At 39.2% G+C, this 13,950-nt stretch carries 16 protein-coding genes and 1 other annotated feature; all 16 genes read right to left on the bottom strand.

Annotated elements, in window-relative coordinates:
• Nucleotides 1-32: 32 nt before the first annotated feature.
• The 16 genes from H3T55_RS15100 to H3T55_RS15025 all read right to left on the bottom strand — a co-directional run bounded on the left by H3T55_RS15100 (nt 33) and on the right by H3T55_RS15025 (nt 13,914).
• Nucleotides 33-995 (bottom strand): metal ABC transporter substrate-binding protein, encoded by a 963-nt coding sequence (locus H3T55_RS15100; protein WP_225535028.1) that lies wholly within the window; start codon nt 993-995, stop codon nt 33-35.
• Between the two features lie 149 nt (nt 996-1,144).
• Nucleotides 1,145-1,996, bottom strand: coding sequence for a 4-(cytidine 5'-diphospho)-2-C-methyl-D-erythritol kinase (ispE, locus tag H3T55_RS15095; RefSeq protein WP_225535029.1), 852 nt, complete (start codon nt 1,994-1,996; stop codon nt 1,145-1,147).
• 217 nt (nt 1,997-2,213) lie between these two features.
• On the bottom strand, nt 2,214-2,795 hold the full coding sequence (locus tag H3T55_RS15090; protein WP_087641709.1) for an ATP-dependent Clp protease proteolytic subunit: 582 nt from the start codon (nt 2,793-2,795) through the stop codon (nt 2,214-2,216).
• Between the two features lie 191 nt (nt 2,796-2,986).
• Nucleotides 2,987-3,232, bottom strand: a complete 246-nt coding sequence (locus tag H3T55_RS15085) for a Veg family protein (RefSeq protein WP_069663217.1) — start codon at nt 3,230-3,232, stop codon at nt 2,987-2,989.
• A gap of 134 nt (nt 3,233-3,366) precedes the next feature.
• Nucleotides 3,367-3,927 carry a sigma-70 family RNA polymerase sigma factor gene (locus H3T55_RS15080; protein WP_087641708.1) on the bottom strand — a complete coding sequence of 187 codons (561 nt, stop codon included), beginning with the start codon at nt 3,925-3,927 and terminating at the stop codon, nt 3,367-3,369.
• Between the two features lie 90 nt (nt 3,928-4,017).
• On the bottom strand, nt 4,018-4,548 hold the full coding sequence (locus H3T55_RS15075) for an NYN domain-containing protein (protein WP_087641707.1): 531 nt from the start codon (nt 4,546-4,548) through the stop codon (nt 4,018-4,020).
• A gap of 68 nt (nt 4,549-4,616) precedes the next feature.
• On the bottom strand, nt 4,617-5,465 hold the full coding sequence (gene rlmB, locus H3T55_RS15070; RefSeq protein ID WP_412523582.1) for a 23S rRNA (guanosine(2251)-2'-O)-methyltransferase RlmB: 849 nt from the start codon (nt 5,463-5,465) through the stop codon (nt 4,617-4,619).
• Nucleotides 5,449-5,844, bottom strand: a complete 396-nt coding sequence (locus H3T55_RS15065) for a Mini-ribonuclease 3 (protein ID WP_225535030.1) — start codon at nt 5,842-5,844, stop codon at nt 5,449-5,451. The genes rlmB and H3T55_RS15065 overlap by 17 nt, the downstream gene beginning before the upstream one ends.
• Complete coding sequence (gene cysS, locus H3T55_RS15060) at nt 5,841-7,253, bottom strand: cysteine--tRNA ligase (protein ID WP_225535031.1); 1,413 nt, start codon at nt 7,251-7,253, stop codon at nt 5,841-5,843. The genes H3T55_RS15065 and cysS overlap by 4 nt, the downstream gene beginning before the upstream one ends.
• The gene (gene epsC, locus H3T55_RS15055; protein ID WP_087641703.1) at nt 7,237-7,785 is read right to left on the bottom strand and encodes a serine O-acetyltransferase EpsC; all 549 of its coding nucleotides are present in this window, start codon (nt 7,783-7,785) and stop codon (nt 7,237-7,239) included. Before epsC ends, cysS begins: the two co-directional genes overlap by 17 nt.
• A gap of 60 nt (nt 7,786-7,845) precedes the next feature.
• Nucleotides 7,846-8,046 (bottom strand) — a binding site (T-box leader).
• 1 nt (nt 8,047) lies between these two features.
• Nucleotides 8,048-9,505 (bottom strand): glutamate--tRNA ligase, encoded by a 1,458-nt coding sequence (gene gltX / locus H3T55_RS15050; RefSeq protein WP_225535032.1) that lies wholly within the window; start codon nt 9,503-9,505, stop codon nt 8,048-8,050.
• A 15-nt stretch (nt 9,506-9,520) separates the two neighbouring features.
• Nucleotides 9,521-9,994 carry a 2-C-methyl-D-erythritol 2,4-cyclodiphosphate synthase gene (gene ispF / locus H3T55_RS15045; protein WP_225535033.1) on the bottom strand — a complete coding sequence of 158 codons (474 nt, stop codon included), beginning with the start codon at nt 9,992-9,994 and terminating at the stop codon, nt 9,521-9,523.
• A gap of 9 nt (nt 9,995-10,003) precedes the next feature.
• Nucleotides 10,004-10,729: a 2-C-methyl-D-erythritol 4-phosphate cytidylyltransferase gene (gene ispD, locus H3T55_RS15040; RefSeq protein ID WP_225535034.1), complete on the bottom strand. Its 726-nt coding sequence runs from the start codon at nt 10,727-10,729 to the stop codon at nt 10,004-10,006.
• Nucleotides 10,716-11,858, bottom strand: a complete 1,143-nt coding sequence (locus tag H3T55_RS15035) for a PIN/TRAM domain-containing protein (protein ID WP_087641700.1) — start codon at nt 11,856-11,858, stop codon at nt 10,716-10,718. The genes ispD and H3T55_RS15035 overlap by 14 nt, the downstream gene beginning before the upstream one ends.
• Before the next feature lie 82 nt (nt 11,859-11,940).
• Nucleotides 11,941-13,311, bottom strand: coding sequence for a DNA repair protein RadA (gene radA, locus H3T55_RS15030; RefSeq protein ID WP_087641699.1), 1,371 nt, complete (start codon nt 13,309-13,311; stop codon nt 11,941-11,943).
• 123 nt (nt 13,312-13,434) lie between these two features.
• Nucleotides 13,435-13,914 (bottom strand): dUTP diphosphatase, encoded by a 480-nt coding sequence (locus tag H3T55_RS15025; RefSeq protein WP_087641698.1) that lies wholly within the window; start codon nt 13,912-13,914, stop codon nt 13,435-13,437.
• Between the last annotated feature and the right edge of the window lie 36 nt (nt 13,915-13,950).

The raw sequence follows: 13,950 nt of genomic DNA, 5'->3' as shown, positions 1-13,950 counted from the left end.
ATTTGTACTCAATAGACTAGATTGTATCTCATCTATTTAATGCTTTTTTTCAAGGCTTCAAGATTGGCTTTCATAACAGAAATATAATCTTCCCCTTGTTCTTGTTCTTTTTTCGTGATGCTTTCCAATGGATTAAGTACTGAAAGTTCCACACCTGTTTCTCTAGATAATGTTTCCGCTACTTTTGATGAAGCTGAGGATTCAAAGTAGATGACAGCAACATCATGTTCTTTGATATATTTTTTTAATTCAGCTAAACGACTTGGTGAAGGCTCTTGATCTGGAGAAATTCCTGCAATCGATTCTTGTGTTAAACCATATTGTTTTGCCAAATAACCAAAAGCAGCATGCTGAGTCACGAATGTTTTGTTTTTTGCATCAGCAAAAGCCTCTGTATACTCTTTATCAAGAGCCGCAAGTTTTTCAAGATACTCTTTTGTATTTTGTTCAAATGTTGCCTTTTGCTCTGGGTATTTTTTGATCAATGCATCTCGGATGGTTTCAACTTGCTTTTGAGCCAATATAGGATCCAGCCATACATGAGGGTCTAATTCGTGATCATGATCGTGTCCTTCATGATCTGATTCTTCTTCCTCATGCTCATGTGCCGCACCTTCCATTAAATCGATAGAACCAGCAGCTTCAACAACAGCTACTTTTTTTTGATCGACATTTTCTAAGACAGCTTCGACCCATGTTTCTAATTCATGACTATTATAAATAAACGCATCTGCATCCGTTATTTTAGCAATATCCTTAGCACTTGGTTCATAATCGTGTGGCTCTGTTCCTGCCGGGATCAATAATTGAACGTCACCAGCATCTCCCACAACATTTTTCGCAAAATCGTACATTGGATAAAAAGTTGTGACAACTTTTATTTTACCATCTTTTGCTGCTTTATCAGTTTCTTTTGTTTGTCCGCATGCAGTCAATGTCGTAACTACCGCTATCAAAAGAATTCCTGCCATATATAGCCATTTATTTTTTCTCATTTGGTATCCCCATTTCGATTTATCTTATTTAAATCGTAATATTTACGATTTGGTAGCAAGAACTAATTTAACAGAAGGAAAGGGGTACGTCAAGAGAAAATAGTAAAGTAAAAAAAATCTGTAACCGATAGTGGCTACAGATTTTTTTTCTATTTCAACGTTCTCACAAGATAAACCTCATCACAAAAGCCTTTTAAGCCATTGTAAATCCGCTGAGCACGCGTCTTTTTCTCACATAGAGCAAAAACGGTCGGTCCGCTGCCGCTCATCAGTGCTGCATCTGCCCCATAATTGATCATTCGATCTTTGATTTGCTGAATGACTGGATGTCGTTTGATCGTCACACCTTCTAGAGCATTACCGATTTTTTCAGTCATCAATTGATAATCGTCTGTTTCCACTGCCTGTCTGATCCCAGCAATATCAGGATGTTGAATACTGTTGAAAGACAAGCTGCCAAAAATCGAACTTGTCGAGACACTCATCCTTGGCTTCACTAAAACAACCCAACATTGAGGCATCGAAGGTAAAAACTCGATTTTTTCTCCCCGACCTGTAACAAAAGCTGTCCCGCCATGAATACAATAAGGAACATCTGAACCGATCTGACTACCTAGTTCAGCTAATTTTTCCAACGATAGATCCAGATTCCACAATCGATTCAACCCACGAAGTGTCGCTGCACAATCGCTGCTGCCGCCAGCTAAACCTGCAGCAACTGGGATTCTTTTTTCTATTGTGATTCTGACCCCTTGCGTCAGATTAAACGTTTTCTTCAACAGCTCTGCTGCTTGATAGACATGATTTCTTCTATCTACAGGTAAAAAAGAACTGTCTGTTTCGATCACGATCTTATTTTCCGGCAGCTCTTCAAATAGCAGTCGATCTGCTAAATCCACACTAGCCATGATCATCTCTAATTCATGATAACCATCTTTTCTTTTATAGAGAGCATCCAACCCCAAATTGATTTTTGCGGGTGCTTTTTCTATGATTTCCATTATTTTCACCTATCTAACTCTGTTCCTTCAACCAACTTCACAATCTTTTAAATTCTAACATATGTTGTTTGAGATGTATAGATTTGTAGAAAAGTATTCAATTTTCCTCAGAAAATACGCCCCTTTCTTCTATACAAATAAAAAACCTAAAACAACCAAACTGAGGTTATCTTAGGTTTCATTACAGATAGATAGTCAAATTATGACATTTTCACTTTTACTTGATTTCACTTCTATTTTTAATAATTTTATTTACGATCCCATACTCTAGAGCCTCTTCAGCGCTCAACCAATAATCTCTAGCGGTATCATTTCTCACTTGTTCAATATCTTTACCAGTTTCTTTCGAAATCAGTTGGTTGATTTTTTCTCTTGTACGGATAATTTCCTTAGCAGTAATTTCCATATCACTGGACTGACCTTGTGCGCCACCTGAAGGTTCATGAATCATAAAACGGGTATTAGGAAGACAATAGCGTCGTTCCTTTTCGCTGGATAAATAAATAAGTGCTCCAGCACTGACCACCCAGCCTGAACCTATGATATTTACTTTTGGTTTGATAAAATTGATCATATCAAAAATCAGATAGCCTGAATCAACATGACCTCCATTACTACTAATAAACAAATTGATTGGTTCATCATTGATTGACTCTAATAATAGCAGCTGATTACAAACTTCCTTCGCCATCTGCTCATTTATTTCTCCAGAAATGATCACGGTTCTCGTTCCAATCATTTTTTCAGTCAATACATCTTGTTGTTTTGTTTCTTGCTTGGTGTTTTCTTGCTCATTCATCGCATATCCTCCTTTTTTACCTACCACAATACTACCATAATTCTCTTTACTTATCATAAGTATTACGGAAAAAGAGAGGAGATATCACTCTTTGAGCGATATCTCCTCTCTTTAAATTCCAGATAAACGATGGTAAAAAAGTAATGATTGCTTGAAGTTAAGCACTTCTGTCTATCTTCTTTGAATTATTTTTAGACAGCTTCACTAACAAACTCAATTTCGACTGTGCGAGTCAGCACATCAGAGTAACTATAAGAAACTCGTTCGAATGAGTTTTCATCTGGATCTAAATCTACAACGAAGACAGATGGATATGTTTCTGTCAAAATACCTTTACGTTCAGTTTGACGCTTTCTGCCGGTCTGAGCAACTAATGTGATTTTGCTGCCGATACGACATTCTAAATCTTTCTTAATTGACGCTAAAGTTGTTGGCATTGCATTCACCTCAAACTCCATTGTAACACATACAGATAAAAATTTCAAGTTTACCATAGCAGAAAATGAAATGCAACTAATTCTATCTTATTTTTGATAATTATTTCATGTGAATTTTTCTATAAATTCTCATTTTAATCATAAATAATTGATTTCAATTTCTTTTTTGCTCGATCATAAGCACTTCTGACTGTGACTTCGCGGCTTGCAGTTGCCTTTGCGATTTCTCCAATCTCTTTACCATTCATAAATTCCTGAAACGTCGTTCGTTCAAACGGTGACAGAATCTGAGGTAATTCTTCCAGCTTTTCTCTGATGATCATCTGTTCCAATGCATCTGCAGCTTCAACGCTTGCATAATCAAAAAAAGATTCTCCTTGGCTTTCCATTTTTTGATCTAACGAAATGGATTGCACATCTACAGTCCGTTTCACTGCACATTGTTTTCGCACAAGACTACGAATATGATTTTCAAAGTTCGACTTGAAAAATTTCCCGATCGAAACACTATAAGTTTCTTCATATTTTTCCAAAGAACGGTAAAAAATGATCCGCCCTTCCTGAAGCCAGTCTTCTTTGTCGAAATCTTTCAAATAGTACTTTTTTCGAAAGTTGTATACGAGCGGATGATACTTTCGATACAACCGATCAAACGCTATTCCATCTCCTTTTAAAATGTGTTCATACTTATCCATTCCCTTTTCTCCTTCCAAACATTTCTTTTGCGTAAAATGTTTGGAAAAATCGTACCATTAACCCCAAAAAGGATAGAAGCGAACAAGTGTTTAATCTTTCTTTTTAGACAATTCGTCCATTTTTTCGGACAATTTTGACAATTGTTCTAAATTCCAAGGAGAATTTCTACGAAAATCTTGAAAATGGATATCTGTTGCATGGATGGCTATTGTACGCTCAGATTTTTTTACGCTTTTATACAACTCATTTGCAGAGGTTCGTAAAGCACCCTTAGAAAAAACTAACCATTGCTCTGCCAAATCACTTGTTGCTACGGTAACTTGAGTTAAACGATCATTTTTTTCTCCTGCGATTCGTTCAATGTAGCTATCGGCCGTTTCATCTTCTTTAGTGAAAATAACTGTTAATCGATACTTTTTATAGGTTTGCTGGATTCCTGGAACCAGCTGAGCATCAAAGACAACAATCACTTCTAGATCTTCGTATTTTGCATAATTAGAGAGACGATGCAGCAAAGCTTCTCTAGCATCTTCTAGTTTGTTTTGATTCTTCAATTTCACTAGCTCAGGCCAAGCACCGATCATATTATAGCCATCAACGATGAGTAATTGCTTTTTCATCTTTTATTTTCACCTTCTTTATCATTAGAATAGACGGCCGAAACAATTTTTTCAGCGCTTGATATAATTTATAACGGATTACGTCCTCGATACACTTCATACATCAATAATCCCGCAGCAACTCCCGCATTTAAACTTTGTACATGTCCAGTCATCGGGATCGTCAATAGCTCGTCTACTTCTTTATGCAATCCCTGACTCATCCCACGACCTTCATTGCCAATGATCAATGCAATCGCTCCTTGAGTATTCCACTGGCGGTAGTCCGTGCCTTTCATATCTGTGCCAAAGATCCAAAAATCATGCTCTTTTAAGGTTGCGATACTTTGCGCTAAATTCGTCACACGAGCAACTGGAATATATTCTACAGCGCCTGTTGATGCTTTGGTCACGACTGGCGTGATGCCGACTGCCCGATGTTTCGGGATGATGATCCCATCCACTCCTGTTGCATCAGCTGTTCTTAAAATAGAGCCGAAATTATGCGGATCTTCCAAACTATCCAAAATCAAGAAAAATGGCGTCTCAGTCTTTTCTTTTGTCTTTGTTATCAAATCATCCAGTGTCAAATATTCATAGGCTGTGATCGCCAATACGATCCCCTGATGCACACCATGATCTGTCAATGTATCTAATTTTTGTTTAGGTACCCATTTTACTGGTACTGCATGTTCTTTTGCCAGTATTTTAAGTTGCTCGACTTTTTCACCTTTGCTGTCTTCTTGAAGGAACAATTTGTTGCCGCGTCCTTGCTGAATCGCTTCGATCGTCGCATGGTTTCCGAAAACAAAATTATCTTCAACGGCTTCTTCAGTTGGTTTACGGTCTTTTTTGACGACTTCTTTTTTAAATGACGGCTTTCTTTTTTGTTTGCTGTCTTTGAATGAACGTTTTTTATCATTACGCATCTTTTTCACCTACTTTTTTGATACACCAGTCGATCAATTCTTCCAAGCGTTCTGTTTGTTTTGTTAAATGAAGATACCCCATCAATGACTCAAACCCTGTAGCTATACGATATGTTGTGATATCTGCATTTTTTGCTGAGGTATGGCTTTTAGCATTACGTCCTCGTTTATACATTGTTTCTTCTGTTTCATTCAAAATCTTTTCTTCCAGCATCGCCTGAATCAAAAAAGCCTGTGCTTTAGCTGATACATAATGTGTCGCCATCCGGTGCAGCGTATTGGGTTTTGTTTGGCCTTGCTCTACTAAATAATCTCGAATGTAGATTTCATAGATTGCATCGCCTACATAAGCCAGCGCTAAACCATTCAATTGTGTATAATCTCTCATTCACTTCTTCTCCATCTAGTCCCTTGGGCAGTATCTTCCAAGGTTATTCCTTTATCCTTCAGTAAATCACGAATCTCATCACTGCGGGCAAAATCACGGTTCTTACGTGCCTGATTCCGTTCTTCGATCAATTGATCGATATCGTCATCCAGCAGTTCATTTGAGAGGAAATAAATCCCAAAAATACTCAGCCATTGTGTAAACTGATCTAGCGCCTTCTCTGTAACTATTGCTGATACAGTTTCTTGTTCGCTATATTGGTTCAGCCATTTTGAGAGCTCATAGACTACAGTGATCCCATTTGCTGCATTGAAATCATCATCCATCTCTGTTGTAAAACGAATTTCCAGCTCAGCCAATTCCTGTAAGCGACGTTCGTCTTCGTCTAATCGCGGAGCAGCATTTTCTTTTCTGAAGGACAAATTCTCAAATGCATTTTTCAGTTTCTGAAGGTTGACACCAGCTTCTTTGATCGTTGCCTCACTGTAGCGGATCGGACGGCGATATTGTGTCGTCGCCATAAAGAAACGCAGGATTTGCGGATCGATTTGTTTTGCTAGTTCATGCACTGTTACAAAATTTCCCAGCGACTTACTCATTTTTTCATCATCTTCGCCAATTGTTACATAGCCATTATGCATCCAATAATTAGCAAATGTCTGCCCTGTTTTTGCTTCACTTTGAGCAATTTCATTTTCATGGTGAGGAAATTCTAAATCTTGACCACCGCCATGGATATCAATTGTATCACCTAAATGCTTCGTTGCCATTACAGAACACTCGATATGCCAACCGGGGCGTCCTGCTCCCCATGGTGAATCCCAAGAAATCTCGCCTTCTTTAGCACCTTTCCATAAAGCAAAATCCAATGGATCGTCTTTTAATTCTTGTTCTACTCCTGTACGCTGACTGGCTCCGACTTCAAGTTCATCGATCGATTGGTGGCTAAGTTTTCCATAACCATCAAATTTACGTGTTCGATAATAAACATCGCCCTTTGATTCATACGCATACCCTTTGTCGATCAACGCTTGGATAAACATCAGGATATCCGGCATATGATCCATCACCCGAGGATGGCTAGTTGCTGGCTGCACATTTAACACTTGTGTATCTTCTTCAAATGCCTGAATAAACCGATCTGCCACTTCCGGTGCTGTTATTCCTAATTCATTCGCCGCACGAATGATCTTATCATCGACATCGGTAAAATTGGAAACATAGTTCACTTCATAGCCACGGTATTCTAAATAACGTCTAATCGTGTCGAATGCGATCGTACTTCGGGCATTGCCAATGTGGATATAATTATAAACTGTTGGTCCGCAGACATACATCCGGACTTTGCCTTCTTCTATTGGTTGAAAGGTTTCTTTTTCCCTTGTTAATGTATTATAAATTTGAATCATCGTTCTCCTCCATTCTCTTTCCTTTGATCCTAACGACTTTCGCCGGTACTCCTACTGCAGTCGCATCATCAGGAATGTCAGTCAATACAACCGCTGCTGCACCGATTTTTGCCCGTTCCCCGATTGTGACAGGCCCCAGAATCTGTGCATGTGCGTGGATCATTGCCCCTTTTTTGACTGTCGGATGACGTTTCCCTGTGTCTTTTCCTGTACCGCCTAGGGTAACACCATGAAACAATACAACATCTTCCTCAATTTCCGCTGTTTGACCGATCACAATACCCATACCATGATCAATAAAAACTCCTGATGCAATCCTTGCTCCCGGATGAATCTCTATCCCCGTTAAAAAACGCCAAAACTGTGCGTGGATTTTTGCCAGCAAATACAGCCGATGCCGATAAAGAAAATGTGAAAAACGATGCCAAAACAATGCATGCAGCCCTGGATAGGTAAGCAATGCTTCCAATGTTGAACGTGCTGCAGGATCATTTTTTTTGATTGCTTCAACCGCTTTTTTTAACCAACCCATAACTTTTACTCCTTTCCTTTTAATATCAAAAAAAGCGTCTTTTAAACGAAAATCATTCGTTTAAAAGACGCTTTTGCGTGGTTCCACTTTTTTTCGCAGGTCTCCCTGCCTCAAAACAGATAACGGTTGTTGGCCGTTTTCAGCTACTTGTCGCTGAAACTATTCAAAGATGCATTTCAAAAAGAGCTGACAACTGTTCTCACCATCCACAGTCTCTCTAAAGACACGCGCTTTTTTACTTCTTCTTCTCAATATATTTTGATTATAAAACTTTGTTTAAATGGTCTAATGCTTTTTCTTTTCCTAAAAGCTCAATTGTATCTCCTAATTCAGGACCATGCATTTGGCCTGAAACTGCTACACGAATCGGCATGAATAAGTTTTTACCTTTGACACCTGTTTCTTTTTGAACAGCTTTGATACCAGCTTTAATATTCTCAACATTTACAACATCCATTGCTTCCAGTTGCGCTTTGAATGCTGCTAGTACTGTTGGTACTGTTTCTCCTGCCAAGACTTCTTTAGCGGCTTCATCTAATACTGGATGCTCATTGAAGAATAAGTTTGATACTTCAACGATTTCAGCAGCATAACTCATTTGTGGCTGGTATAGACTAACAACTTTTTTCAGCCATTCAATTTTTTCTGCACTTGGATCGGCTTCAATACGTCCATCTGCTACTAAATAAGGAATACACATAGCTGTAAGTGTATCAAGATCCAATTGTTTCATGTATTGGTTATTGACCCATTCAAGTTTCTTGCCATCAAAAGCTGCTGGCGATTTACTTAAGCGTTCTGGATCGAAAATTTTGATCAATTCTTCTTGTGAAAAGATCTCATCTTCGCCAACAGGTGACCAGCCTAATAATGCAGTAAAGTTGAACATTGCTTCTGGTAAGTAGCCAAGCTCACGATATTGTTCAATAAATTGTAAAATCGATTCATCACGTTTGCTCAATTTTTTACCTGTTTCAGAATTGATGATCAATGTCATATGTCCAAATTCAGGAGCTGTCCAGCCAAAGGCTTCGTAGACCATCAATTGTTTTGGTGTATTCGCAATATGGTCATCTCCGCGTAAAACATGTGTGATTTTCATCATATGATCATCAACAGCTACAGCAAAATTGTACGTCGGCATGCCATCGCGTTTTTGAATAACGAAATCGCCGCCGATATTATCTGATTCAAAAACAATTTCACCTTTGACCATATCGTTAAATGTATAAGACGTATTTCTTGGTACACGGAAACGAATAACTGGTGTAAGTCCTTGCGCTTCTTTTTCCGCTTGCTCAGAAGGTGTTAGGTCTGCACATTTACCAGAGTAATGAGGCATTTCCCCACGGGCACGTTGCGCTTCTCTTTCCGCTTCTAATTCTTCTTCTGTACAGTAGCATTTATACGCACGATTGCTGACTAATAATTGATCGATCAACGGTTGATAAATTTCGCCGCGTTCTGACTGGCGGTATGGTCCGTACTCACCAGGTTTTTCGGGCGACTCATCCCAATCCATCCCTAGCCACGCCAAGTTTTCTAATTGGCTTTTTTCGCCGTCTTCAATATTTCTTTTTTGATCAGTATCTTCAATACGGATGATAAAATCGCCATCATTGTGACGAGCAAATAAATAATTGAATAGTGCTGTTCTTGCATTTCCGATGTGTAAATGTCCCGTTGGACTTGGTGCGTAGCGTACACGTACTTTTGACATTGTGCATTCCTCTTTCTATTTTTCAAGTAAAGCGACCGCGATCGCTCCCATACCTTCTTCATGACCAATAAAGCCCATTTTTTCCATTGTTGTTGCTTTTAAATTGATTTGATTTGTTTCAATCTGGCAGGCAGCAGCAATATTTTCTTTCATTTTATCTAAATGTGGCTTCATTTTTGGTCGTTCAGCTAAAATTGTACAATCAATATTGCCAATAGTAAAGCCAGTAGCTAAAACTTTTTGATTTGCCTCTTGCAGCAGCTTGATCGAATCCGCATCTTTAAACTCTGGATCTGTATCTGGAAATAAATGACCAATATCTCCTAAGCCAGCAGCACCTAAGATCGCATCCGTTATTGCATGTAATAAAACGTCTGCATCAGAGTGTCCTAATAAGCCTTTTTCAAATGGCAGTTCGACACCGCCGATAATCAATTTGCGTCCTTCTACTAATTGATGGACATCAAATCCCTGTCCAATTCGTATCATTTTTTTCACCTAACTTCTTTTTCTTTTCACGATAGCTTCACCGATCAACATATCTTCTGGTGTAGTAAGCTTAATGTTTTCATAGCTTCCCAATACCATAGAAACAGGCAGGCTACTGTATTTTTCAATCAACGAAGCATCATCCGTCCCTAAATATTGCTGTTTTTCCGCTTGTTCATGAACGGCCACTAAGTCAGTCCCATAAAAAGCCTGTGGTGTCTGTATTTGCCATAATGTTTCACGTGGAACCGTTTCTTGAACGAATCCGTCAACGACACGCTTGATCGTATCTTTAACTGGAACACCTAAAATTGCAGCTCTGGTTTCAACAACCTTGCGATGGAGTGCTTTTAACTGTGCCAAAGTAACAAAGGGTCTAGCGCCATCATGGACCATCACGATATTTTCTGGGTCGATCAACATCTTTAGTCCGTTATGAACACTGTACTGGCGCTCACAACCGCCTGGTACGATCGTTACAGGACAATGCTTTTTCTTGGTTTCTTTTTTGACCATAGCCGTTAATAAATCCTGCTCATCTTCTTGCGTCACTAAAATAATGTGCTTACAAGCTGGATCATTTAAAAAAGTTTCTAACGAATAGGAAATGACAGGCTTGCCGATTAGATGAAGTAAAATTTTATTACGGCTTGCTCCCATTCTCTTACCTTGCCCTGCCGCCAATAAAATGACTTCGTAATCCAGCGTTTTGTCTCTCGTTTTAGCTCTTTTCATGGGCTTTGTTTTCTTCTCTACTATCATCGATTCCTCTGCCGGAATGTGCTGGTTTTGCGAAAATCATCCGACCAGCAGCCGTTTGCAGTGCACTTGTTACAACTACTTGGATATGTTCATTCATATAATGCTGTCCATCTTCCACGACTACCATTGTACCGTCATCTAAATACGCAACGCCTTGTTGGCGCTCTGTTCCGGCTTTTACGACCATAACATTCATCGTCTCACCTGGAATTACCACTGGTTTGACTGCATTAGCTAAGGCATTGATGTTCAAAACAGGGACATTTTGAAACTCAGAGACTTTATTCAAGTTATAATCATTCGTTACAACAACACCATCTAATAGTTTTGCCAATTTGATCAGCTTACTATCGACCTCAGAAATATCTTCAAAATCACCATCGTACATTTCGACAGAAATGCCATCTTCTTTTTGTAAAGCATTTAAAATATCCAGTCCACGACGTCCGCGCACGCGTTTCAAGCTATCACCAGAATCGGCAATATACTGTAATTCATATAAAACAAAGTTAGGAATCAAAATAACCCCTTCTAAAAAGCCTGTTTTAGCAATATCGTAAATTCTACCGTCAATAATAACACTTGTATCCAAAATCTTATACTTATGGAAACGATCTTCCACTTTGCGTTCTAAAACTTCCCCGTCATTTTCATTCTGCAGTTTCTTTTGTTTCGGAGTAAAAATCTTGCGCCATTCATCGATCCGCGTAGTTCCCATCCGAAAACCAAGATATCCAAAAATGATCATGACTAAGATCGGCAGCACGCTATTCACAAAAGGAATATTTAAATTGTACATCGGAATCGAGATGATCGCTCCAATGATCAGTCCGATGATCACACCGACACTACCAAATAAAAGATAAGTCAAACTCAATTCATTCAATGCTGCTTCTATTTTTTTGACACCTGATACAATATACTTCGCTAACCCTAACGATAAAATAAAGAAAATAAGTGCACCAATCAAACTGTTAGTAAAGTTATTGTTCAGCCATGTATTATCCGCTTGCTGCGCCATTTCCCAAGCCATCGGTAATAACGAAATACCCAGACTTGCGCCAACGACGATCATCAGCAACGTGACGACACGTTTTTGCATAGATCCATCCTCCAATATAGTCTTATTTAAAGAATACAGGCAGCCTCCGTCTAAATAGATAAACCGAGCGCTACCTTATACTCTATTGAAATACTTTTCTTAATGTTTCACCGATCGTAGCTACACCGACGATTTCGATGCCTTCAGGCGGTGTCCAGCCGCCTAAATTATTTTTTGGTAAATAGATTTTAGTAAAGCCCAGCTTTTGCGCCTCACGCACACGTTGTTCAATACTATTTACACGACGAATTTCACCTGTCAAACCAATTTCACCAATAAAACACTCTGTCGGCTTTGTGCCATTTTCTTTATAACTTGAAGCAATACTGACGGCAACAGCTAAATCGATCGCTGGTTCATTGATTTTCACACCACCGGCAGCTTTCAAATACGCATCTTGATTTTGTAATAATAATCCTGCCCGCTTTTCCAAAACAGCCATGATCAATGACACTCGATTGAAATCTAACCCTGTCGTCGTTCGTTTGGCATTTCCAAACATCGTTGGAGTAACTAGCGCTTGAACTTCAACTAAGATCGGTCGTGTTCCTTCCATCGCTACGACGATCGCAGAGCCTGTCGCATCAGCTAAACGCTCTTCCAAGAAAACCTGAGAAGGATTGGCGACCTCTTCCAGCCCGTGTTCTCTCATCTCAAATATTCCGATTTCGTTTGTAGAACCGAAACGATTTTTAACGGCTCTTAAAATTCTAAATGTGTGATGCTTATCTCCTTCGAAATACAAGACCGTATCAACCATATGCTCCAACATTCGAGGACCGGCAATCGAACCTTCTTTCGTCACGTGACCTACGATAAAAATAGCGATACCGTTGGTTTTTGCTAGCTTTAAAAGTTCTGCTGTCGTTTCTCTTACTTGACTGACACTGCCGGCAACACTGGTCACATCCGGCTGTGTCATCGTCTGAATAGAATCAATGATCACATAATCTGGTTCTAATTTTTCAATTGCTCTTGAAATTTCATTCATATCAGTCTCTGCATATAAATAAAACTCTGTATCGATCGCACTTAAACGCTCTGCCCGCATTTTGATCTGCTCAGCACTCTCTTCTCCAGAGACATACAGCACTTTCCCGCCGCTTTCAGCGAGTTGCTGAGAAACCTGTAGAAGTAACGTGGATTTACCGATTCCCGGATCGCCGCCGATCAAAACTAATGACCCTGGAACAACTCCGCCGCCTAACACACGATTCAGCTCCATCAATTTCGTTTTGACTCTCGGTTCTTTTTTAGGAACGACCTCAGCTAATCGCTGCGGCTGTGTCTTTTTACCTGTCAAGCTTACTCGAGCTCTGCGGTCTGTTGTATCCTGAATGACTTCTTCCGTCATTGTATTCCATTGTCCGCAGTTCGGACAACGTCCTAAATATTTTGGGGAGATATATCCGCAAGTTTGACATTCAAATTGAACTTTTGCTTTTTTTGCCATCTGTCTATCTCCTCGTTTGTTCTATTCCTTTATTTTATCATACAATAGGTACCTTATACTAAGACTAGCCACCAAAAAGTTGATCGAAAAAGGAGTACTCATGATTGTTATATATCCACTGATCTAATTTTTACCGGAAGAACCAAATCCGCCAGTTCTTTCTTTGTCTACATTATCGATATCAGCCAATAGAAATGGTTTAAATATTCCTTGTCCGATCCGTTCACCTTTTTCGATCACCATATCTTCATAGCCAAAATTAATAAACTGGAACATGATATGTCCTTCATTACCTTCATTATTATAATAATCGCGGTCGATCACACCAACACCATTGGCCAGCATCAAAAAGCGTTTCAGCGGATTAGAGGAACGACTCACTAACTCTAAATACTCATCTTCTGCCATGTAAGCTTTGATCCCAGTTTTCACCAAAACAGGTTTTGGAGCAGTTCCTTGTGCTTGTAACTTCCAAATGCTTGGTACTACTACTTGTTCTGCTGCTTCAAAATCATAGCCAGCAGCGCCTTTTGTTGCACGCTCCGGAAGTGATATACCTTGATCTTTATAGCTAGAAATAATTTCAAATCCTCGTTGTTTCATTAAAAAGCTCCTCTACTTGTAAACTATTTTTATTTT

This window comes from Enterococcus sp. S22(2020) (assembly GCF_020295385.1).
Lineage (GTDB): Bacteria > Bacillota > Bacilli > Lactobacillales > Enterococcaceae > Enterococcus_L > Enterococcus_L dunnyi.
The sequence above is the reverse complement of the archived record's forward strand: the minus strand, read 5'-3'. Positions and strand labels throughout refer to the sequence as shown.

Coding starts and splice junctions, on each gene's coding strand:
- H3T55_RS15075 (WP_087641707.1), bottom strand. CDS start 4,548: ATGAAAAAGCAATTACTCATCGTTGATGGCTATAATATGATCGGTGCT.
- ispE (WP_225535029.1), bottom strand. CDS start 1,996: ATGGAAATCATAGAAAAAGCACCCGCAAAAATCAATTTGGGGTTGGAT.
- H3T55_RS15100 (WP_225535028.1), bottom strand. CDS start 995: ATGAGAAAAAATAAATGGCTATATATGGCAGGAATTCTTTTGATAGCG.
- H3T55_RS15025 (WP_087641698.1), bottom strand. CDS start 13,914: ATGAAACAACGAGGATTTGAAATTATTTCTAGCTATAAAGATCAAGGT.
- gltX (WP_225535032.1), bottom strand. CDS start 9,505: ATGTCAAAAGTACGTGTACGCTACGCACCAAGTCCAACGGGACATTTA.
- radA (WP_087641699.1), bottom strand. CDS start 13,311: ATGGCAAAAAAAGCAAAAGTTCAATTTGAATGTCAAACTTGCGGATAT.
- H3T55_RS15035 (WP_087641700.1), bottom strand. CDS start 11,858: ATGCAAAAACGTGTCGTCACGTTGCTGATGATCGTCGTTGGCGCAAGT.
- H3T55_RS15085 (WP_069663217.1), bottom strand. CDS start 3,232: ATGCCAACAACTTTAGCGTCAATTAAGAAAGATTTAGAATGTCGTATC.
- H3T55_RS15065 (WP_225535030.1), bottom strand. CDS start 5,844: ATGAGAGATTATACACAATTGAATGGTTTAGCGCTGGCTTATGTAGGC.
- cysS (WP_225535031.1), bottom strand. CDS start 7,253: ATGATTCAAATTTATAATACATTAACAAGGGAAAAAGAAACCTTTCAA.
- H3T55_RS15090 (WP_087641709.1), bottom strand. CDS start 2,795: ATGAATGAGCAAGAAAACACCAAGCAAGAAACAAAACAACAAGATGTA.
- ispD (WP_225535034.1), bottom strand. CDS start 10,729: ATGAAAAGAGCTAAAACGAGAGACAAAACGCTGGATTACGAAGTCATT.
- epsC (WP_087641703.1), bottom strand. CDS start 7,785: ATGGGTTGGTTAAAAAAAGCGGTTGAAGCAATCAAAAAAAATGATCCT.
- H3T55_RS15080 (WP_087641708.1), bottom strand. CDS start 3,927: ATGGATAAGTATGAACACATTTTAAAAGGAGATGGAATAGCGTTTGAT.
- ispF (WP_225535033.1), bottom strand. CDS start 9,994: ATGATACGAATTGGACAGGGATTTGATGTCCATCAATTAGTAGAAGGA.